The 19420-nt window shown below is 68.2% G+C and carries 26 protein-coding genes; 13 read left to right on the top strand and 13 right to left on the bottom strand.

Annotation, left to right across the window (positions count from 1 at the left end):
• Positions 1-126: 126 nt before the first annotated feature.
• Positions 127-1080, top strand: coding sequence for an alpha/beta hydrolase (locus EYR15_RS11340; RefSeq protein ID WP_131003661.1), 954 nt, complete (start codon positions 127-129; stop codon positions 1078-1080).
• Positions 1081-1083: 3 nt separating this feature from the next.
• Here EYR15_RS11340 and EYR15_RS11345 read toward each other — a convergent pair whose 3' ends face one another.
• The 3 genes from EYR15_RS11345 to EYR15_RS17175 all read right to left on the bottom strand — a co-directional run bounded on the left by EYR15_RS11345 (position 1084) and on the right by EYR15_RS17175 (position 2651).
• Positions 1084-1299 carry a hypothetical protein gene (locus EYR15_RS11345; RefSeq protein ID WP_131003662.1) on the bottom strand — a complete coding sequence of 72 codons (216 nt, stop codon included), beginning with the start codon at positions 1297-1299 and terminating at the stop codon, positions 1084-1086.
• Between the two features lie 70 nt (positions 1300-1369).
• Positions 1370-2176: a creatininase family protein gene (locus EYR15_RS11350; RefSeq protein ID WP_205741637.1), complete on the bottom strand. Its 807-nt coding sequence runs from the start codon at positions 2174-2176 to the stop codon at positions 1370-1372.
• A 40-nt stretch (positions 2177-2216) separates the two neighbouring features.
• Positions 2217-2651 (bottom strand): pyroglutamyl-peptidase I family protein, encoded by a 435-nt coding sequence (locus EYR15_RS17175; RefSeq protein ID WP_245498286.1) that lies wholly within the window; start codon positions 2649-2651, stop codon positions 2217-2219.
• 344 nt (positions 2652-2995) lie between these two features.
• Here EYR15_RS17175 and EYR15_RS11360 point away from each other — a divergent pair, with 344 nt between their 5' ends.
• The gene (locus EYR15_RS11360) at positions 2996-3490 is read left to right on the top strand and encodes a MarR family winged helix-turn-helix transcriptional regulator (protein ID WP_131003664.1); all 495 of its coding nucleotides are present in this window, start codon (positions 2996-2998) and stop codon (positions 3488-3490) included.
• A 4-nt stretch (positions 3491-3494) separates the two neighbouring features.
• Here the strand turns inward: EYR15_RS11360 and EYR15_RS11365 are convergent, their stop codons facing one another.
• The 8 genes from EYR15_RS11365 to EYR15_RS17300 form a co-directional block, all read right to left on the bottom strand.
• Positions 3495-4190, bottom strand: a complete 696-nt coding sequence (locus EYR15_RS11365; protein WP_131003665.1) for a GNAT family N-acetyltransferase — start codon at positions 4188-4190, stop codon at positions 3495-3497.
• Positions 4187-4585: a hypothetical protein gene (locus tag EYR15_RS11370; protein ID WP_131003666.1), complete on the bottom strand. Its 399-nt coding sequence runs from the start codon at positions 4583-4585 to the stop codon at positions 4187-4189. The genes EYR15_RS11365 and EYR15_RS11370 overlap by 4 nt, the downstream gene beginning before the upstream one ends.
• 75 nt (positions 4586-4660) lie before the next feature.
• The gene (locus EYR15_RS11375) at positions 4661-5233 is read right to left on the bottom strand and encodes a type 1 glutamine amidotransferase domain-containing protein (RefSeq protein ID WP_131003667.1); all 573 of its coding nucleotides are present in this window, start codon (positions 5231-5233) and stop codon (positions 4661-4663) included.
• A gap of 124 nt (positions 5234-5357) precedes the next feature.
• On the bottom strand, positions 5358-5654 hold the full coding sequence (locus EYR15_RS11380) for a DUF2934 domain-containing protein (protein ID WP_131003668.1): 297 nt from the start codon (positions 5652-5654) through the stop codon (positions 5358-5360).
• Between the two features lie 68 nt (positions 5655-5722).
• Complete coding sequence (locus tag EYR15_RS11385; protein ID WP_131003669.1) at positions 5723-6559, bottom strand: tellurite resistance TerB family protein; 837 nt, start codon at positions 6557-6559, stop codon at positions 5723-5725.
• 74 nt (positions 6560-6633) lie between these two features.
• A complete protein-coding gene (gene eda / locus EYR15_RS11390) occupies positions 6634-7284 on the bottom strand; it encodes a bifunctional 4-hydroxy-2-oxoglutarate aldolase/2-dehydro-3-deoxy-phosphogluconate aldolase (protein ID WP_131003670.1) in 651 nt (216 codons plus the stop codon).
• 94 nt (positions 7285-7378) lie between these two features.
• On the bottom strand, positions 7379-7783 hold the full coding sequence (locus EYR15_RS11395) for a hypothetical protein (protein WP_131003671.1): 405 nt from the start codon (positions 7781-7783) through the stop codon (positions 7379-7381).
• 50 nt (positions 7784-7833) lie between these two features.
• Positions 7834-7959 (bottom strand): hypothetical protein, encoded by a 126-nt coding sequence (locus EYR15_RS17300; protein ID WP_280987244.1) that lies wholly within the window; start codon positions 7957-7959, stop codon positions 7834-7836.
• A 72-nt stretch (positions 7960-8031) separates the two neighbouring features.
• Between EYR15_RS17300 and EYR15_RS11400 the strand changes: the two genes are divergently transcribed.
• The 6 genes from EYR15_RS11400 (at position 8032) to EYR15_RS11420 (ending at position 13072) form a co-directional block, all read left to right on the top strand.
• A complete protein-coding gene (locus EYR15_RS11400) occupies positions 8032-8904 on the top strand; it encodes a glucosamine kinase nucleotide-binding domain-containing protein (RefSeq protein ID WP_131003672.1) in 873 nt (290 codons plus the stop codon).
• Positions 8901-10043: an N-acetylglucosamine-6-phosphate deacetylase gene (nagA, locus tag EYR15_RS11405; protein ID WP_131003673.1), complete on the top strand. Its 1143-nt coding sequence runs from the start codon at positions 8901-8903 to the stop codon at positions 10041-10043. The genes EYR15_RS11400 and nagA overlap by 4 nt, the downstream gene beginning before the upstream one ends.
• A 330-nt stretch (positions 10044-10373) precedes the next feature.
• Positions 10374-10499, top strand: a complete 126-nt coding sequence (locus tag EYR15_RS17305; protein WP_280987246.1) for a hypothetical protein — start codon at positions 10374-10376, stop codon at positions 10497-10499.
• Positions 10496-11266 carry a metal ABC transporter ATP-binding protein gene (locus tag EYR15_RS11410; protein WP_131003674.1) on the top strand — a complete coding sequence of 257 codons (771 nt, stop codon included), beginning with the start codon at positions 10496-10498 and terminating at the stop codon, positions 11264-11266. Before EYR15_RS17305 ends, EYR15_RS11410 begins: the two co-directional genes overlap by 4 nt.
• On the top strand, positions 11263-12135 hold the full coding sequence (locus EYR15_RS11415; RefSeq protein WP_131003675.1) for a metal ABC transporter permease: 873 nt from the start codon (positions 11263-11265) through the stop codon (positions 12133-12135). Before EYR15_RS11410 ends, EYR15_RS11415 begins: the two co-directional genes overlap by 4 nt.
• A gap of 22 nt (positions 12136-12157) precedes the next feature.
• Positions 12158-13072, top strand: a complete 915-nt coding sequence (locus EYR15_RS11420) for a metal ABC transporter solute-binding protein, Zn/Mn family (protein WP_131003676.1) — start codon at positions 12158-12160, stop codon at positions 13070-13072.
• Between the two features lie 4 nt (positions 13073-13076).
• On the opposite strand, the gene EYR15_RS11425 is transcribed toward EYR15_RS11420, so the two are convergent.
• Complete coding sequence (locus EYR15_RS11425) at positions 13077-14246, bottom strand: DNA recombination protein RmuC (protein WP_131003677.1); 1170 nt, start codon at positions 14244-14246, stop codon at positions 13077-13079.
• Positions 14247-14346: 100 nt separating this feature from the next.
• Here EYR15_RS11425 and def point away from each other — a divergent pair, with 100 nt between their 5' ends.
• From def to truA, 3 genes are all read left to right on the top strand, one after another.
• The gene (gene def / locus EYR15_RS11430; protein ID WP_131003678.1) at positions 14347-14916 is read left to right on the top strand and encodes a peptide deformylase; all 570 of its coding nucleotides are present in this window, start codon (positions 14347-14349) and stop codon (positions 14914-14916) included.
• A 179-nt stretch (positions 14917-15095) separates the two neighbouring features.
• The gene (gene fmt / locus EYR15_RS11435; protein ID WP_131003679.1) at positions 15096-16031 is read left to right on the top strand and encodes a methionyl-tRNA formyltransferase; all 936 of its coding nucleotides are present in this window, start codon (positions 15096-15098) and stop codon (positions 16029-16031) included.
• Between the two features lies 1 nt (position 16032).
• A complete protein-coding gene (gene truA / locus EYR15_RS11440) occupies positions 16033-16770 on the top strand; it encodes a tRNA pseudouridine(38-40) synthase TruA (protein WP_131003680.1) in 738 nt (245 codons plus the stop codon).
• A 30-nt stretch (positions 16771-16800) separates the two neighbouring features.
• On the opposite strand, the gene EYR15_RS11445 is transcribed toward truA, so the two are convergent.
• Complete coding sequence (locus EYR15_RS11445) at positions 16801-17364, bottom strand: invasion associated locus B family protein (protein WP_131003681.1); 564 nt, start codon at positions 17362-17364, stop codon at positions 16801-16803.
• Between the two features lie 229 nt (positions 17365-17593).
• Between EYR15_RS11445 and EYR15_RS11450 the strand changes: the two genes are divergently transcribed.
• Together EYR15_RS11450 and EYR15_RS11455 are read left to right on the top strand one after the other, a co-directional pair.
• Positions 17594-18178 (top strand): sigma-70 family RNA polymerase sigma factor, encoded by a 585-nt coding sequence (locus tag EYR15_RS11450; protein WP_342635543.1) that lies wholly within the window; start codon positions 17594-17596, stop codon positions 18176-18178.
• A gap of 37 nt (positions 18179-18215) precedes the next feature.
• Positions 18216-19190 carry an NADPH:quinone oxidoreductase family protein gene (locus EYR15_RS11455; RefSeq protein ID WP_131003682.1) on the top strand — a complete coding sequence of 325 codons (975 nt, stop codon included), beginning with the start codon at positions 18216-18218 and terminating at the stop codon, positions 19188-19190.
• Positions 19191-19420: the final 230 nt, after the last annotated feature.

The following is a 19420-nucleotide window of genomic DNA, read 5'->3' on the forward strand; positions in this document are numbered from 1 at the left end:
GGCGCATTTGCCGGCCGTCGAAGCCGCCGCGGGTTTTACCGCCCGCCCGGCTCGCGTGAAAGTCATGAAGTCCCGTTCGACGCCGAGCATGATGGCGCCTCCGAACGACGCTGGAATGAGGAACGGATGTCCAAGCCGCTCGTGATCGACCCCGCATGGTTCTCCCCCGGCGCAGCGCCGAAGGAGACCGTCGCCCACGCGGAGGCGCTCATCGCCAAGGGGCGGAACGCGCCGGATATCTGGGCGCTGGGGCCTCGGGAGGTGCGCGCCCGCCGACAGCAGGGCGAGACGCCCTTCGTGATCGAGCCGCCGAGCGCGCGGGCCCAGACGATCGAGATCGATGGGCCGGGCGGCAAACTGCCCTTGAGGATCATCGCCCCGGCGCGACCGGCCGGCGCCTATCTTCACATCCACAGCGGCGGCTGGACCCTCGGCTCGGCCGATCAGGACGACCCGAGGCTGGACCGCCTGGCCGATGAGGCCGGCCTCGCCTGCGTCTCGGTCGAGTACCGGCTCGCGCCCGAATTCCCCTACCCCGCCGCTCCTGACGACTGCGAGGCGGCGGCGCTCTGGCTCGTGCGGGAGGCCGCACCGCGCTTCGGCGTCCAGCGCCTCGCGATCGGCGGCGAATCCGCTGGCGCGAACCTCGCGGCCGTTACGCTGCTCCGCCTGCGCGACCGCCACGGCCTGACGCCGTTCTCCGCCGCGAACCTGACCGCCGGCAGCTTCGACCTCGGACTGACCCCAAGCGCGCGATGCTCAGAGAAGGACCGCCTGATCCTCAGCACGCGCGATCTCCGCCTGTTCGCGGCCGCTTACGTGCAGAACGGCCAGAGTCTCGCCGATCCCGACATCTCGCCGCTTTACGCCAATCTTGCGGGCATGCCGCCGGCCTTGTTCACCTGCGGCACGCGCGACCCGCTGATCGACGACACGCTGTTCATGGCGGCGCGCTGGACAGCGGCCGGGCGGAAGGCGGAACTGTCGATCTGGCCGGGCTCCGCCCACGTCCACACGTCGCTGCCTGAACCGAACGGAGCGGCGGCCAACGACCGGATCGTGGCCTTCCTGAAGGGGTGAGTCTCAGGCCTTGCCGGCTCCCGCGACCACGCTCAGCAGGACCCGGGCGACTTCGGCCGTCACCTTGCGGCGGTACTTGCGGTGGACCAGCTGGCCGTTGTGGTAGACGTCCTGCTCGACATAGAGGGCCTGCCCGTCCCAGCGCAGCACGTTGTCGCTCTCGACCGTCTCGAGGACCTTCAGGCCCTCAATCAGCTTCTCGTCCTGGCGCGTATCCAAAAAGCCCTCCTGTTCGTCGCAGTTTAAGGCGGCCGCCATCATCCGGCGGCCGGTCCTGGTTGTCGAGCGGTCAAAGATCCAGCGGACCCTTGCCCAGCCTCTCGAGCGGGAAACGGTGGACGTCCTGGAGCAGCTCGACGAAAGCGCGCGCGCCGTGCTCGGCGGCGGCTTCGCCGGTCTCCTTTGTCCCCGAAGCCGCATCGCCAATGGCGCCCGCCGGGTGCAGATCCTGGCTCATCCAGCCGAAGCCCGCCGGCGCGCTGGCGCGCAACTGCGCGAAGTCGCGCTCCATGTCGTAGGTCCCGGAGCGGAAGTGCTCGGCCTTATCCATCCGCACGAGCTCGTGGCGGAACGCCAGCATCAGCGACGTCTCGATCTCGCCCGCATGGATGCCGTGGCGGATCTCGTCGCCCGAGAACAGGGCGTTGGGGTAGCCCAAGCGGTGCCAGTTGGTGGTGACCGCGAGCATGCCGTGCTGGACGCGTAGCGCGCGCGCGATGACGTCGAGAACGGGGGAATTACCGCCATGGCTGTTCATCAGCACGATCTTTCGGACGCCAGCGCGCGCGACCGACGCGCCGATCTCGATCCAGGCCCGGATCACGGTCTCGGGCGAGAGCGAGAGCGTGCCCGGAAAGGCGGCATGCTCGACCGACGCCCCAACCATCTGCATCGGCAGGAAGGTCACCGGCAGATCGTCAGGAAGCAGCCTCTCGGCGCGGGCGAGATAGCCCTCGCCGATCATCGCATCGACGCCGACCGGCAGATGCGGCCCATGCTGCTCCACGGCCGCCACCGGCAACACCGCGATCCAGCCTGACGTATTCGAGGCGGAAAATTCCTCGGTCGTCATGTCGATCCAATGGCGGCGCGGCATCAGCGGCATCGAAGGCGGTTCCGTCGTGGCGGGCGCCGCGTCACGCGGCAGGCCGGGTATGCCGCAGAACGGCGCGGACCGCACGCGCCATTTCGCGGAGAGGCACGGTCGGGAGCGCTTCGCCTTGGGCGGCCGGGACGCCCGCCGCTACCTGTTCGGGGAGAAGCGGCAGGTGCAGGAAGGTCGCGACGAAGCCGTCGCGTTCGCGTTCGGCCGCCTCGAGCGTGAGATAGAGCGTCTGGTTGCAGAGGTGCCCGCCCGCCTCGTCGGAGACCATCGACGGGACGCTCTCTTTTTCGATCGCAGCGACAGCGCCCTCGAGGTCCGGCCAGTTCGCGATGCGCTCGGCGAGACCGCCCTCTCTGACCGGACCGAGCGGGCCGCTACGCCCGGCCGAGTCCGGCACGCCAAAGTCTCGGCGGTTACGAGCGATCCGTTCAAGGCAGAGCGCGGCGCGCCCCGCCGCCTGGCCCATCAAGAGAACGTGACTTGGATTGACCCGACGAAGCGCCTTCGACAGCGCGTCTTCGATCGTCTGGGTATCGACATCAAACAGGGCGAAGCCGATGCGCCCCTGGAACTCGGAAGCGAGAATCCTGCGCCGCGCCTGGAGAAGGCGGAGCAAGGCTTCCGAGCAGTTCGGCCCGCCGTGGAACTGCCCAAATGCTGTGATGAGCAAAACCCTTGGGCGCACGGTCAACGCTCCGCCGTCCTCCAGCAAAATTTACCGTAAAGCGAGTTCCAAGTCTCGATTATTGTAATTTGAGGTATAGATAAGGTTCGCGAAAGAGTTAAGACCACGCGTAAAGTGATCTATTGATGAATAATCCTTACGCCAAAACCGTCGGCTTCGAGCTTCTGCATGCCGCCCGTCTGCACAGGGCGCGGAGCGCCCAGCTTCTAGGTGAAATCGGTTTGTTCCCTGGGCAGGAACAGGTGCTGACCCTGCTGGCGGAGGATGAGCGCACCATGGGCGATCTCGCCACCAGCCTCCGCGTGCGGCCGCCGACCGCGTCCAAGACGATCGCCCGGCTCAGCGCCCAGGGCCTCGTCGAGCGGCGCGCATCGAACGGCGACGGCCGTACCGTCCGCGTCGGCCTGACGGACGAAGGACGCGCGCGCGCGACCGCGGTCGAAGCGGTCTGGCGCGCGCTCGAGGCCGAGGCCGTCGCGGGGCTCGACCCGAAGGACCGCAAGCGTCTCCGAAAGCTGCTGCGGAAGCTCGGCCAGAACGTCTCCTCCCGCTCCATCGCAATGGACCACATCGACGAGGTCCTCGTACCGGAATTTGAGGGCGCTTCCGAGACCGTCTGAAGCCTCAGAGCCTTTCCCTAAGCTCTGCGAGACGCGCGATCTGAACGCCGGCGGCGTCGAAGTTGTTCGGGTCGAGCCACGCCTCGAGCGCCGCCTTCACGCGGGGCCACTCGTCCTCCACGATCGCAAACCACGCGGTGTCGCGGCTGCGGCCTTTGACGATCATGTGCTTGCTGAAGATTCCCTCAAATCGGAACCCCAGTCTGATCGCGGCCGCGCGCGAAGGCTCGTTGAGCGCGTCGCACTTCCACTCGTAGCGGCGGTATCCGAGATCCTCGAAAGCATGGCGCGCCATCAGGTACATCGCCTCGGTCGCCGCTGGCGTGCGCGCGAGTTGCGGCGAAAACAGAATTGAGCCCACCTCAATGGAGCGGTGCTCAGGCTCGATCCGCATATAGGAGGCGCGCCCGACGGTGCGGCCGCTCGCGGCCTCGCGGATCGCGAGCGGCACAGTCGTGAGCGAGGCCGACGAGGCGGCGAAGTCCGCCCGCAGCGCCGCTTCGTCCGCAAACGGGCCGGTAAAGAGATAGGCGAACAGCCGCTCGGCCGCGGCCCCGCTCACTTCGGGAAAAAGATCCGCGGCGTCGCGCGCCGGATCGGTCGGACCGATGCGCACGTGGCGGCCTGTCAGAGTGATCGGCGAGGGCCGGCGCGCAGGTCCGCCCGTGACCATAGATCCCCGCGGCAATGGCGCGCTCATAGCGGCGCCATCGGCGACCAGCCTTCGCCCGGCGAGAAGCGGGCGACCGCCCGGTTCGGCCCTTGCGCCGGGAACGCGATCCATGCGCCGCCATCCGCCGGACAGCCGCCGAGATAGCCGAGGCCAAAGAATTCCTTGGGCCCGCTGGCGTCGGTCTTCGCCCGCGCAGTCACCTCGGCCAGATGCGCGCGAATGTGTTCGGAGCCCTCCTTGAGCGCCTTCGCCTTCAGGAGATCGATCTGCTTCGGCGAGCATTTGTCGGCCTGCGGATGAAGCGCGATGCGCATCTTCACGTTCGAGCGACCAACCTTCGTCGCGACCTCGAACGATTTCGGCGCGGCGAGCGCCGGCGAGGCGATGGAAAGCAGGAGCAGACAGGAGAGCGTACGGCGCATGAACGAGCCTCAACGCAAAGAAAAGCGGCGGACCATCAGGCCCGCCGCTTCCATAACGGTTGATCAGGTTCGGGATCAAGCAGCCGAGCGGCGCTGCCCCTCATGTCGACCTTCCGCAAATTCTTCAATGATCTTCGCGTTGAAAGCCGGAATGTCGTCGGGCTTGCGGCTCGTAACGAGGCCCTTGTCGGTGACGACAGCTTCGTCGGAGACGATCGCGCCTGCGTTTGCGAGATCCGTCTGGATCGACTGGAAGCCGGTCATCTTGCGGCCCTTCACCAGGCCCGCAGAGATGAGCACCTGCGGTCCATGGCAGATGGCGGCGACAGGTTTGCCGGCCGTGAAGAACGCCTTCGCGAAGGCCTTCGCCTTCTCGTCAACGCGCAGAGCGTCCGGATTGAAGAGGCCGCCAGGGATGAGAAGGCCGTCGAACGACGAGGGGTCAGCGGAGGACAAGTCCTGGTCCACCTTCACCGTGTCGCCCGGCTCGTCGTGCTTGAAGCCCTGGATCTCGCCTGACTTGGGGCTGACGACTGTAACGGTCGCGCCAGCATCCTTGAGAGCTTTCATCGGCTCGGTGAGCTCGACCTGCTCGAATCCGTCAGTGGCGAGAATGGCGATCTTTCGTCCGTCGAGGCGATTAGCCATCGTGAGACTCCTTCTTGTTTAAGAGCGCTCGATCGGACCAAAGATCCGACCGCGCGGCGCGAAAACCGGCGCCAGCCTTCATTTGGACAACCAATAGCGCTGGCGAATGTTCCGTGTTTTGCCCTCAGTCCTCCCGGGTCGGGGCGTGCGGACGATCGCCCTGGTCGGTTTGCAAACCGGGAAATTCGCCGAGGTTTTCCTGCAGAAACGCTTCTTCGACAGGCTCACCGCGCTCGGCGGGAGTGACCACGCCGTCGGCGAGCGGATTCGGCTCCAGGCCCGCTTCAGGGCTCGACTCCATCCCCGCCAGTTCGCGGGCGCGCTCGAGATAATCGTCTTCGCGTCCTGCGGGGCTTCCCGCGTCGATCCAGAGCTTCTTCGCGCGCTCGCGGAGCTTTGGGGTGATCGGGGTCTCGGACATGGGTGAACCTCGCAGGCTTCGACAGGAACTCCCCGTCGAAACCCGCGAGCGCGTCCGGAGGTTCCGGATCAGCCGGCCGATACGCCGGACTGCTTGGCCTGGCTCGCCGTCCCTTCGAGATGGGCGACGAGGCCGGAATCGAGGCCGAGCTTCTCGGCCAGACGCCGGAGGAATTCCTGTTCGGACGGCGTATCGGGATCGATCGTCAACCGCGCCGCAAGCCAGACCTCGGAGCCGAGCTCCGGTCCCCGGGCGTCGGCGGCAAGTCCATCGAGGTCGTCGGGGCGGCCGAGTTGCTCCAGCAGGAAGGTCTGCTCGTCGCCATCAGCGCCGGACGCCCTCAGGCCCTCGCGGATCTTGGAAATCTCTTCGCCGTCGATGCGCCCGTCGGCGCGTGCGGCCGCGATCATCGCGCGCACGAGCAGCAGGCCGAGGCTCTGCTCCTCGTTCGGGGAGTTGGGTTGGAACGGCGTCTCCGCCGGGGGCGGCGCGATCGGCACCGGCCCAGCCTGCGGCGTCGGCTGCGACGGCGCGGATTGCGTCTGCTGATAGTTCTGCCACGCTTTGTAAGCGAGCCCGCCGAGGATCGCGAGGCCGCCGAGCTGCATGGCCGAGCCGCCGAGCGCAGGTCCTTTGCTCTTTCCGCCGCCGAGCAGGACGGAGGCGAGCGTGCCCGCGATAGCGCCGCCGGCTACTCCGCCGAGCTTCCCGCGCGCCAGATCCTGGACCTGGGAGAGGATGTCGCCGGCCCCGCCGCTGGAGGGCGGGCTCCCGTAATCGTTACCTCGACTGCCTCCATAGCCGCCGGATTCGCCCGGCCGGCCATGTGATCTGGTGGGTGCGGGAGAACCGAACGCTCCGCCTGAGCCGAGCAGTTGGTCCAAGATTTTCTTGGCGTCGATCATCGGAGCGGTTCCTCATAGACGGCCTTTGACCGTCCGGAGGTAGTGTCCGCCAGCGCCAGCGCCAGAGACGCGGCTCAGCGCGCCTTCAGCGCGGAGGCTTCGGACGCCAGCGCTTTGATCGCCGCCCAGTCGCCGCTTTCGATCGCCTGCTGCGGCGCGACCCAGGAACCGCCGCAACACACCACGTTCTTAATTGCGAGGTAGTCGCGGACGTTGCCCATGTCGATGCCGCCGGTCGGCACGAAATGAAGCTCCGGAAGCGGGGCGACCAGCGACTTCAGGAACGGCGCGCCGCCCGCGGGGCCGGCGGGAAAGAATTTCGCGAAGGTTACGCCGCGCTCGGCGAGGTGCATCGCTTCCGACGCTGTCGAGCAGCCCGGCAGATAGGGAATCGGCGCCTCGCCGCCCGCAGCCAGAAGGCGCGAGCTCGAACCGGGACTGACAAGGAAGGCCGCGCCGGCGGCGATCGCCTTCTGGACGTGCTCGGGCTCGAGGATGGTGCCCGCTCCAACCGTCACGCCTTCGACCTCGTTGACGATCGCCGTCAGCACGTCGAGCGCCTGGGGCGTTCGCATCGTGATCTCGAGCACAGTCAGGCCGCCGTCCCGTAACGCCTTCGCAGTCTCGACGCCGCTCTGAACGTCATTGAAGGTCAGAACGGGGATCACCGGGACCTGCGCCAGAATGGCGGCGAGGCGTTCCGTCTTGGCGAGAGTGAACGACATGGAGTCTCCCGTGAGGACCTTCGTCTTTCGGCGAACGTCCTTCCGCTTCGGGGAGGCTCGAGTCAAGCGGCGGACGGGTCCGCGGCCTGCGATGTCACTTGCCGCCTAGACATCCGCCTGCGTTAAGATCGCCGCGCGACCCGTCGGGACAGGTGACGTAGCGGGATTTCGGCTCGGAGCCGCCAGAGCCCGCCGGCCCGCTTGCGACGTTGTTGGCGCTGTTGGCGTTGCCGACGCCGCCGCCCGATCGCCCAGTCACGCCCGCCGCGGAGCCAGACCCGCCGCCAATGACGTCGCCCGCGCCGGGCGCCTGCGAATAAGACGGCGAGCCGCCGGAAGCGCCGCCGCCAACACTCCCGCCTGCAGAACCCGCAGCGCCGCCTGAGGAGCCGCTAGATCCAGATCCTCCTCCGCCCGAGCTTTGCGCCAAAGCGGCTTCGGCGGAAAACAGGACGGCGCCAGCGAGGGTCAGCGCCAGGATTGCGCGCGCGATCGACATCGCATCGTCCTTCGTGCTGTTAGCGCATGGCTTCGAGACCGATTGGCGCGTCAAATCAGCAGGAGCTGCGCGATCACCCACAGGCCCATGCCCCACATCGCGACGATGGCGGCCGAACTGCCATATTCTACCGCTACCTGGCGACGTTCGAATCGCCTCAGCGTGTTGTCCGTCATGACGTCTTTCCCCGCTTTGCGCCTTCCGGGCCTCTCTGAAGCTCAAACGCCGTCGACTCCGCGGAGTTCCCGGTGACTGAGGCGCGCCTCTATCTGGGCGTCGACGGCGGCGGCACGCGCTGCCGCGCCCGTATCCGGGACGATGCCGGGTCGCTTCTCGGCGAGGGCGAGGCAGGCTCTGCGAACGCGCGGCGCGGCGCGCGCGCGACGATGGGCGCCATTGTAGCCGCGAGCCGCGCCGCCCTCGCTATTGCCGGCCTGCCCATGACCGCTCTCGGATCGCTTCACGCCGGCGCGGGCCTCGCCGGGGTCTGCCAGCCCGCGGACATGGCGGCGATGGCGGCCGAGCCGCACCCGTTCCGCTCGCTTCGGCTGACGACCGATTTTACGACCGCCTGCCTCGGCGCGCATGAGGGACGTGACGGCGGCGTGGTGATCGCCGGAACGGGGAGCGTCGCCTATGGGCGTCTGCGAGGCCGGGAATGGCGCTTTGGGGGCTGGGGCTTCGAGGCGAGCGACGACGGCGGCGGGGCGGCATTGGGCCGCGCGATCGTACGGCATGCGTTGAAAGCGGCGGATGGGATGGCGCCGCGCGGAACGCTCTCGGAAAGCGCGTTGCTGGCGCTCGGCGGCGACCAGGAGGCGGCGGTGAGTTGGTGCGGGCGCGCGAGCCCCGCAGATTACGGCCGACTTGCCCCACTGGCGTTCGAGCACGCCGCGGCGGACGCCGAAGCCGCGCGCCTCCGTGACGAAGCTGCGGCCGAGATCGGCGCCCTCGTCATGCGCCTGCTCGAACTTGGCGTGGACCGGGTCGCGCTGGTCGGAGGGCTCGCTGCCCCGCTCGCGTCCCATCTTCCGGAACAGGCCTGCGCCGCTCTCGTGGAGCCGGCGTCGGACGCCGCCGACGGCGCGATCGCGCTCGCCCGCCTGGGAGACGCCGCATGAGCCGCTTCGTCCTGAAGCCGCAACGCCTGTTCGACGGCCAGGCATTCCGCGACGGCGCGGTCGTGTTGGTCGACGGCCAGCGCATCGCCGCCGTCGGCGCAGACGCCGACATGCCGTCGGAAGTCGCTCGGATCGTCGTCGAAGGGTTGCTCGCACCAGGCTTCATCGACGTGCAGGTCAATGGCGGCGGCGGCGTTCTGCTGAACGACGATCCCTCTCCCGCCGCGATGGCGGCCATCGCCCGCGCCCACCGCCGGTTCGGGACGACGGGCCTGCTGCCCACGCTGATCACCGACACATCAGAACGGATGGCGGCCGCCCTAGCCGCATCGGACCAAGCGGTCCGAGCGTCGGTCCCCGGGGTGCTGGGCGTGCATATCGAAGGGCCGTTCCTCAACCCCGCCCGAAAGGGCGTGCACGACCCTGCGCTCATGCGGGCGCCCAAAGACGACGACCTGGCGTTACTCACCGAGGCCCGCGCCGGCGCGACGCTCGTCACGCTCGCGCCGGAGATGGTCGGTCAGGGCGCGGTCGCGCGGCTCGCTTCCGCAGGCGCCAAGGTTGCCGCTGGGCATACCGAGGCGGACGCCGCCACGCTGGACGAGGCGCGCCGGGCCGGGATGACTGGCTACACGCACCTCTTCAACGCCATGCCTCCGATGGGCGGCCGGGCGCCGGGCCCCGTCGGCGCGGCGCTTTCGGAACGGGTGACGTTTTGCGGCTTGATCGTCGACATGCACCACGTCTCGGCCGAGGCCATGAAGGCCTCGATCGCGGCCAAGGGCTTTTCGCGCGTGATGCTGGTGACGGATTCGATGTCCACGATCGGTACGGACGTCGACGAGTTCGTGCTTCAGGGCCGGAGGATACTGCGCGGCGGCGGCAGGCTCATGACGGAGGACGGCACGCTCGCAGGTTCCGATCTCGACATGGCGAGCGCGGTGCGAAACGTGGTCGAAGCGCTCGGGCTTCCTCTTGGCCAGGCGCTGGCGATGGCGTCGATCGTACCGGCCGCGTTTCTCGGGCTGAACGACCACCTCGGCTGCATCGCGCCTGGGCTGCGCGCTGACCTTGTTGCGCTGAACGATGCGCTCGAGGTAAGCGGCACGTGGATAGCCGGTTCGTACGAGGCGGCATGAGGGCTCAGCGCTTCTCCAGCCCTTTGGTCATGATCTCGGCCCACCACATCGTGCCGGTCATCCAGGACGCGAGTGGGCTGCCTGTAAGCGGGTTCATGGGCCGCGACTCCAAAGCTGCCGCGCATGACGCCGCGCGATTGCAAGGGGCGAACGTTCTAAGGATGGGCGCGTTCCGAGGAACGCGCCCATAGTATCGTATTGATCGGATAAGTCTTTCTGCTCCCAAGCCTGTTTCTCGCGACCTGGCCGGGGCCTGCGACCGAAAGGCCGCTTGTAATGTTATACTATTACAGTTAGCTCTCTCGGACCGATGCCACTCGATGTGAGCCAATGGCCGAGCGCGATCCCTTCCTGTCTTCCCTGATCGCGCAGCCGGCCTCCCGCCGCGTGATCGGCGCGTTGGCGGCCACGGCGTTTCTGTGGGTCGCCGTGCTTTGGGCGATCGCCACGCCATGACCGCTTCGACGAACGCCATCTCCTTCCGCGATGTGACGGTCGCCTATGATCGCCGCCCCGCGGTGCATCACCTCACCGGCGGGTTCGAGCAAGGCGGCCTGACCGCCGTTACCGGCCCCAACGGCGCGGGCAAGTCGACCCTGCTGAAAGCCCTGATGGGCGAGCTTAAACCTTCCGCGGGAGCGATCGACCGCGGCGGTCTTAGGTCGCGCGATTTCGGCTATCTGCCGCAGGCCGCCGACATCGAGCGACGCATCCCGCTGTCGGTCGCCGACGTCGTCATGCTGGGCGCCTGGCGCGAGACCGGAGCCTTCGGCGGAGCAACGCGGGCTTCGGCCGAGCAGGGCCGCCGTGCGCTGGCCGCCGTCGGGCTCGAGGGCTTTGAGCGCCGCCCCGTCGGCACGCTCTCCGCCGGCCAGTTCCAGCGCGCGCTGTTCGCCCGTCTGCTGATGCAGGACGCGGAAGTCATCGTGCTCGACGAGCCGTTCACCGCGATCGACGCGCGCACCACCCGCGATCTGCTGGAGATCGTGAAGCGTTGGGGCGGCGAGGGCCGAACGGTGATCGCCGTGCTGCACGACCTCGAACAGGTGCGCGCGCATTTCGCCAACACCCTCCTGCTTGCCCGCGAGGCGATCGCTTGGGGACCGACCGAAAGCGCGCTATCGCCCAAGAACCTGCTGCGCGCGCGCGCCATGGCGGAGAGCTGGGACGAACACGCCCATGCCTGTGACGGCGATCATCACAGGCTGAGGCTGAGCGCGTGAGCGCTTACGACCTCCTGCTCGCGCCGATCGTGGACTACGGCTTCATGCGCCGCGCGCTGGTGGCGACGCTGGCGCTCGCAATCGGAGCGGCGCCCGTCGGCGTGCTGCTGATGCTGCGCCGCATGAGCCTCGTCGGCGACGCCATGGCGCACGCCGTGCTTCCCGGCGCGGCGGTCGGCTTCCTGATCGCCGGCGGACTTTCGCTGCCGATGATGGGGCTCGGCGGCCTGATCGCTGGCCTCTCGGTGGCGCTGCTCTCGGGGATCGTCAGTCGCGCGACCGATTTGAACGAGGACGCCAGCTTCGCGAGCTTCTACCTCGCTTCGCTCGCGCTCGGCGTCCTGATCGTCTCGCTGCGCGGCTCGAACGTCGACCTGCTGCACGTGCTGTTCGGCACCATCCTCGCGATCGATTCCGAAGCGCTCGTGCTCGTCGCGGGGATCGCGACGCTGACGCTGCTGACGCTCGCCATCGTCTATCGGCCGCTGGTCGCGGAATGCTTCGACCCCGGTTTTCTGCGCGCCGTCGGCGGCCGGGGACCGCTCTATCACCTGCTCTTCATGTTCCTCGTCGTCATCAACCTCGTCGCTGGCTTCCAGACCCTCGGCACCCTGATGTCCGTCGGCATGATGACGCTGCCGGCGGCGGTCGCCCATCTCTGGGCGCGCTCGCTGCCCGGCCTGTTCGCGGTCGCAGCCGCTGTCGCCGCCGTCTCCGGCTATGTCGGGCTGATCGTCTCCTTCCATCTCGGTTTCGCCTCCGGCCCGACGATCATCCTGACGGCGGCCTCGATCTACCTCGCGTCGCTGCTCGTCGCGCCGGCCGGCGCGCTGAGGCGGCTGATCCCCCGCCCGCATTTGGCGGGCTGACTGTCCCAAACGGAGAGCCCCGATGCTCCTTCGCTCCAGCCTGTCCGCGCTCTGCGCCGCAGCGTCGATGCTGCTCGTCCAGCCCGCAGCCGCAAAGACGCTCGAAACCGTCGCGAGCTTCACGGTGCTCGCCGACGTCGTGAAGAACGTCGGCGGCGACCACGTAAACGTCACGAGCCTCGTTCCCCCGAACGGCGACCCGCACGCCTTCGAGCCGTCGCCGGACGACGCACGCAGGCTGAAGGCCGCCGATCTGGCTTTCGTCAGCGATCCCGGTTTCGAGACGTGGTTCCCGCGCCTCGCCAAGGCCGCCGGCGCGGCCAAGCCGCCAGTCGCGGTGTCGAAGGGCGTCAAGACGATCGAAATGGAAGAGGAGGCCGAGCCCGGGCACGACCACGGCCATGGCAAGGTCCGCGACCCCCACGTCTGGAACAGCCCGGCGAACGTGCTCGTTTGGGTCGGCAACATCGAGAAAGCGCTTAGCCTGGCCTCGCCCGAGGACGCCGCGGACTTCCATGCCAACGCCGCCCGCTATGCGGACGAACTGAAGGCGGTGAACGCCTATGGCCATCAGACATTCGACGACGTGGCGAAGGAGAAGCGCAAGGTCCTCACCAGCCACGACGCCTTCGGCTATTTCGGCGCGGAGTATGGCGTGACGTTCCTCTCGCCGCTCGGCGTGACGACCGAGGCCGAGCCCTCCGCCAGGGCGGTCGCGGCGCTCATCAAGCAGATCCGGGCCGAGAAGGTCGGGACCTACTTCCTCGAAAGCTCGAACGATCCCCGCCTCATCCGTCAGATCGCGGAGGCGACCGGCGCTCAGCCCGGCGGCGAGCTCTATCCGGAAGCGCTGTCCACGACCGACGGGCCGGCCCCGACCTATCTCAAGATGATCCGCTACAACATCGACAAGATCGCCGGCGCGATGGGGAAGTAAGCCGCTACTCCGCGGCCTGACGGCCAAGCGGGTTCGGCAGCGTCTCCGGACCCGCTCCCAGCTCCAATTGCTCCAGCCGCGCGCCCCTGCGGGCAAGCTTCTCGGCCGAGATGCCGATCTGGTCGAGGTCGCCGACCGCCTGACCGAAGTGGACTTTGAGCTTCTCCACGCGCTCGCCGATGCGTCGGACGTCGTCGAGCAGACGTCCGACCTCGGCCTGCAGAAGATGCGCCTGGTCGCGCATCGCGGCGTCGCGGGTCAGGCCCTGCACGACCTGTACGGCGAGCATCAGCAGCGAGGGCGAGACGATCAGCACGCGCAGGCGGTGCGCGCGCGTGACGACGTCGTCAAACTTCTCGGCGAGCTCGGCGTGGATCTGCTCGGACGGCACGAACAGCAGCGCCACGTCCTGCGTCTCGCCGGACACCAGATATTTCGCCGCGACGTCCGTGACATGCTTTCCGACGTCGGACCGAACCCGCGCCTCCGCAGCCTTCGTCGCGTCCGGCGTCTCCGCCACCCGCAGCCGCTCGAAGCCTTCAAGCGGGAACTTTGCGTCGAGCGCGAGCGGGCGCTCGTCGCCGGGAAGGTGGATCAGCGCGTCGGGACGAAACCCGTTCGAAAGCTGCGCCTGGAAGGCGTAGGCCGAAGGCGGCAGCGAATCCCTGAGGATCGCCTCCATCCGCCCCTGCCCAAAGGCGCCGCGGGCCGGCTTGTTGCCGAGGATGGCCTTGAGGTCGGTCACCTGCCCTGCAAGCGCGCCGATCTGCGCGCCCGCGGCGTCGATGACGGCGAGTCGCGCCTCGAGCTTCGCCAGTTGCTCCGCGGTCGCCTGCCCATTCACGGTCAGCCCCTCGCCCACACGGGCGCCGACGGCGTCAAGCCGTTCCGCGACGCCGCGGGCAAGGTCCGCCTGCCGCGCGCCAATCGCCGACGCAAAAGCCTGCAGCCGCCCCATCGCCTCGGCCTGCAGGCGCTCGACGCCCTCCAGCCTTCGGTCCGCCTCCTGCGCGCGCAAGGCCGCCTCATAGGCCTCGCGCCGCCGCGCGCGTCCTGCGCCCATCACGGAGAACAGCACCAGCAGCAGCGCGCCGAGCGCAGCGGCGACGAGAAAGGCGAGCGCTTCGCCGGTCGAGACAATGCGGCCCGCGATGATGAAAAGCGTCTGGTCCATGGCCGCTCGAATCTCGCACGGAACAAATAAAGAACAGGTTGACGCCCGCGGCGCAAGGCCCTATCGGCGGGTCTTTCCCGTCGCTTAAGACTTCAAGCTCATGGCCGCCGCTCCCCTCGTCTACATCCCGGACGCCAAGCTCCGCCTCGTCAGCGAACCCGTCGCCGAGGTCAATGACGACGTCCGCGCGCTCGTCGCGACCATGTTCGAGACGATGTACGAGGCCTCGGGCATCGGCCTCGCCGCGATCCAGATCGGCGTCGCCAAGCGCGTCGTGACAATCGACCTCGCGGGCGAGGACGAGGACCCGCAGCCGCTGGTTTTCGTCAATCCAGAGGTCATGAAGGCGTCTGAGGAAAGGCAGCTCTACGAAGAGGGCTGCCTGTCGATCCCCGACTATTATGAGGAGGTCGAGCGTCCGGCGAAGGTTACGGTGCGCTATCTCGATCGCGACGGCGCCCCCCAGGAGATCGAGGCGGAAGGCCTGCTGTCGATCTGCCTCCAGCACGAGATCGACCATCTGAACGGCGTGCTGTTCATCGACCACATCTCGCGACTGAAGCGCGACCGGGTGGTGAAGAAGTTCGAGAAGGCGCGCGCGATGGGCGAGCTGCCGTCCTTCCCCCGCCGCGACAAGAAGCGCCGCGAGCCGGAGCCTGTCGCGTCCTGAAGCAAAAGCTAACACCTCTCCGTCATTCCGGCTGAAGCGAAGTGGAATGCCGGAATCCATCACCGCGCACGCAAAGGTCATGGCGAGAGACCTCGAATTCTAAGACCCTCGCGGTGATGGATTCAGGGACAAGCCCGGAATGACGGCGGCGAAAATCCGCATAACATGACGGAAAACCCATGCCGCTTCGCCTCGTCTTCATGGGCACGCCGGACTTCTCCGTTCCCGCCCTCTCCGAGTTGATCGGCCAGGGGCACGAGATCGTGGCGGTCTATACGCGCGCGCCGAAGCCCGCCGGCAGGCGGGGCATGGAGCTGACGAAATCGCCGGTTCACGCGCTCGCCGAAAGCTTCAACCTCCCCGTCTACACGCCGAAGAGTTTTCGCGACGAGGCGACGCTTTCGGTCTTCGCCGAACATGAGGCCGACATCGCCGTCGTGGTCGCCTACGGGCTGATCCTGCCGAAGGCGGCGCTCGACGCGCCCGAGTTCGGCTGCCTCAACCTCCACGCCTCTCTACTGCCGCGCTGGCGAGGCGCGGCGCCGATCCAGCGCGCGATCATGGCGGGCGACGCCGAGACCGGCGTGATGGCGATGCGCATGGAGGAAGGCCTCGACACCGGCCCCGTCGGCATGGCCGAGCGCGTCGCAATCGGGCCGGACGAAACGGCGGGCGAGCTGCACGACCGGCTATCACGGCTTGGCGCGGACCTTCTCGCCCGCGCCGTCGCCGCGATGGGCCGTGGCGGCCTGACCTTCCGCCCCCAGGACGACGACGGCGTGGAATACGCCGCGAAGATCGAGAAGGCGGAAGCGCGCATCGACTGGTCGCGCCCGGCCCGCGAGGTCCATGACCGCATCCGCGGCCTGTCGCCCTTCCCCGGCGCATGGTTCGAGCTCGAAGGGCCGCGCGGGCCGGAGCGGGTGAAGGTTTTGCGCTCTGCGCTCAGCGAGGGCTCCGGAGCGCCCGGCGAAGCCCTCGACGAACGTTTGACCATCGCCTGCGGCGAGGGCGCAGTGCGCCTCACCCAGCTCCAGCGCGCCGGCAAGGGACCGGTCGACGCCAGCGCCTTCCTCAACGGCGCGCGGATCGCTCCGAGCTCGCGGCTCAACTGAAATGCCGCGCTACCGTTTCACCGTGGAATATGACGGAGCCCCCTTTGTCGGCTGGCAGCGGCAGGCCAACGGCGCTTCCGTGCAGGGCGCTCTGGAGGCGGCGTTCGCGGCCTTCACGGGCGAAACGCCTGTGGTGAAAGGCGCAGGCCGCACCGACGCCGGCGTCCACGCTACCGGTCAGGTCTTCCATCTCGACCTCGCCCGGGCATGGCGCACGGACACGCTACGAGATGCCGCGAACGCCCATCTCGTCCCGCAACCCGTCGCGGTGCTGGACGCGGCGCAAGCCCCCGACGATTTCGACGCCCGCTTCTCCGCGATCCGACGCCATTACGTCTACCGCATCGTCGACCGGCGCCCGCCGCTGGCGCTCGATCGCGGTCGGGCATGGCGCGTACCGAAGCGGCTCGATGCGGAGGTGATGGATGCGGCGGGCAAACGCCTGCTCGGCCGGCACGATTTCACGACCTTCCGCTCCTCCGCCTGCCAGGCCACGAGCCCGCTCCGCACGCTCGACCGGCTGGACGTCACGCGCGACGGCGACGCCGTGCTGATCGCGACGAACGCGCGCTCCTTCCTGCACAACCAGGTGCGCTCGATGGCGGGGTCGCTGGTTGAGGTCGGCCTCGGCCGCTGGTCGGCCGACGATCTGGCCACCGCGCTTGACCGCGCCGACCGCGCCGCCTGCGGACCGGTCGCGCCGCCGGACGGGCTCACCCTCGTTCGGGTGGACTACTGAAGCGAGCGGGTCGGAGCGGAAGCCCCTTTCTTAGCGCGCCTTGGGCGCCGGCCCCTTGCACTCGGCGTTGATTTTGTCGAGCGCGGCCGCGATGCCGGCGAGCGAGTAGGTCTGCGTCGAGGCCCGACCACGCGTCGGCGTCAGCTTCAAAATCATGTCCTTGCGTCCCTCGCGCATCGCCAGCACGAGCGCCGCCTGCTCCTCGTTCGAGTTCATGAACGCGCCGTCGCCGCGCGCCGCCATCTTGAACGCCTTGTCGTCGACATCGAGTTCGACGACGCTTTCGGGCTTTAGTTGAAAGCCCGGCGTAACGCTGACCTCGTTCAAAACGTTCTCCTGAGGACGATTGGAGATGAAGAAGTACGCCCCGGCCGGCGGCTGAGCCGATTTGCGCCGTCCCTTCTCAGGAGTGGCGAGCGCGTAACAGACGCGGCCGCCCTTCACGGGCGCCGCGTAGGCGGTCCAGTCCTTGAACTCTCCGAGCGTCGTCGGCGCGGCGGCGCCAGCCTGAGGCGTCTGCGCGAGGACGTCGCCCGCGCCGAGCGCGAGCAGGCCGGCTGCGAGGATGAAGACGAAGCGGGAGCGGTCGAACATGGCGGCGCTTTCGTGTTTCCGGCGCAGGCGGGAGCGACGGAGGGAATCCAGTGAGCGCGCGGCCGGCTGGCCGCGGACGAGGCGTCTATGATCAATCTAGTGCAAAAGTTTAGAAAAATTGACCATGCGCCGCGGCTCGCGCGTCGTTATCGGACGTGCTTTGCTCAGACCGCGTCCTATAACAGGGCATGCAGCTCCCCAGTCTTGCTGGAACCGGAAGGTCGCCTCCTTGGCCGCGCATCCGCCGTCTGACCTCGCGACCGAGATGGCGTGCCTCGTGGCCCGCATCGCGGACGCACGGGACAAGCAGGCCTTCGCCGCTCTGTTCGACCACTATGCGCCGCGGCTGGTCGCCTTTCTGGAGCGTCTCGGCGCGGAGCCCGCGCTCGCCGAAGAGGTGATGCAGGACACGATGACCGCGCTCTGGCGCAAGGCGGACACGTTCGATCCAGCAAAATCGTCCGTCGGCACCTGGCTCTACCGCATCGCCCGCAATCGTCGGATCGACCTGCTCCGGCGCAATCGCGGGCAGATGGTCGACATCGACGACACCGCCCCGCCTGTCGACGACGCGCCGCAGCCCGATGAGGAGGCTTCGTCACGCGAGCGCCAGGGCTTCATCCGGCGGGCGATGACGATGCTGCCCCCGGAGCAGATGGCCTTGGTGCGGCTGGCCTTCTTCGAGGAACGCTCCCACAGCGAGATCGCCGCAGCCACCGGCCTCCCGCTCGGGACGGTGAAGTCGCGGATACGGCTGGCCTTCGGCCGGCTGCGCCGCAGCCTCGAGGCCGACGGCGTGGCGGACGCGCATTGAGCCGCGGGCTTGCGATGGACGGCAGGGCGTCGAACGCGTGAAGGCGGTGCTCTGCGAAACGCTCGGGTCGCCTGAGACGCTGAAGCTCGTCGATCTGCCGGCGCCGGAACCCGGTCGCGGCGAAGTGGTGGTCGACGTCGCCTACGCCGCCCTCAACTTCTTCGACACCCTCATCATCCAGGGTCGCTATCAGACCAAGCCCGAGCTGCCGTTCTCGCCGGGCGGCGAGATGGCGGGCGTCGTGTCGGCCGTTGGCCCGGGCGTCGAGGGGCTGGCGCCGGGCGACCGGGTGGCGGGTTATCTCGGCTATGGCTGCTGCCGCGAAAAGGTCGTCGCGCGCGCCGACCAGCTCACCCTCGTTCCGGAGGAGCTCGGGCTCGATCGCGCGGCCGGGCTCATCATCGCCTATGGCACGACGCTCCACGCGCTCGCGGACCGCGGCGCGCTGAAGTCCGGTGAGACCCTCGCCGTGCTCGGCGCGAGCGGAGGGGTGGGCTTAGCGGCCGTCGAGATCGGCAAGCTGCTTGGCGCGCGCGTGATCGCCTGCGCGTCGTCGGCGGAAAAGCTCGCTTTCGCTAGGGAGCGGGGCGCGGACGAAGTGCTCGACTATTCCCGCGAGGACCTGAAGGTCAGGCTGAAGGAGTTGACCGGGGGACATGGCGTTGACGTCGTCTACGATCCCGTGGGCGGCGAGGCGACGGAAGCGGCGGTCCGGGCGCTCGCTTGGCGCGGCCGTCTGCTGGTCATCGGGTTCGCCGCTGGAGACATCCCGAAGCTGCCCCTCAACCTGCCGATGCTCAAGGGCGCGGACATCCGCGGCGTGTTCTGGAGCGCCCACGCTACGCGGGAGCCGGCGGCGCATCGCGCCGAACTCGCCCGATTGTTCGACTGGGCGGCCGACGGGGACGTCTCCGCGCATGTCGACGTTGCGCTGCCTCTCGAGCAGACGCCGGAGGCGATCGCACGGATTGCGCGCCGCGAGGCTAAGGGCAAGATTCTGGTGCGACCATAGGGCGCTGAGTGCTTCAAAACGGCCTTTTGGGCCTCCTCAGCATGAGGAAGTTTGAGACACACAAACGGTCCTTATGCTGAGAAACCTGCGTAAGCAGACGTCTCGAAGCAGGCAGCGCGGCACCGCTCGATCCCCCGTTCCGCAGAATGAGCCGTGATCCTCCGGCTCGACCGGAGGATCCATGTTCCAGCTCCAGAGCTCAACACCCGGGATGGATGGTCCGGTCATGC

This window comes from Hansschlegelia quercus, from assembly GCF_004310425.1.
GTDB classification, from domain to species: domain Bacteria; phylum Pseudomonadota; class Alphaproteobacteria; order Rhizobiales; family Methylopilaceae; genus Methylopila; species Methylopila quercus.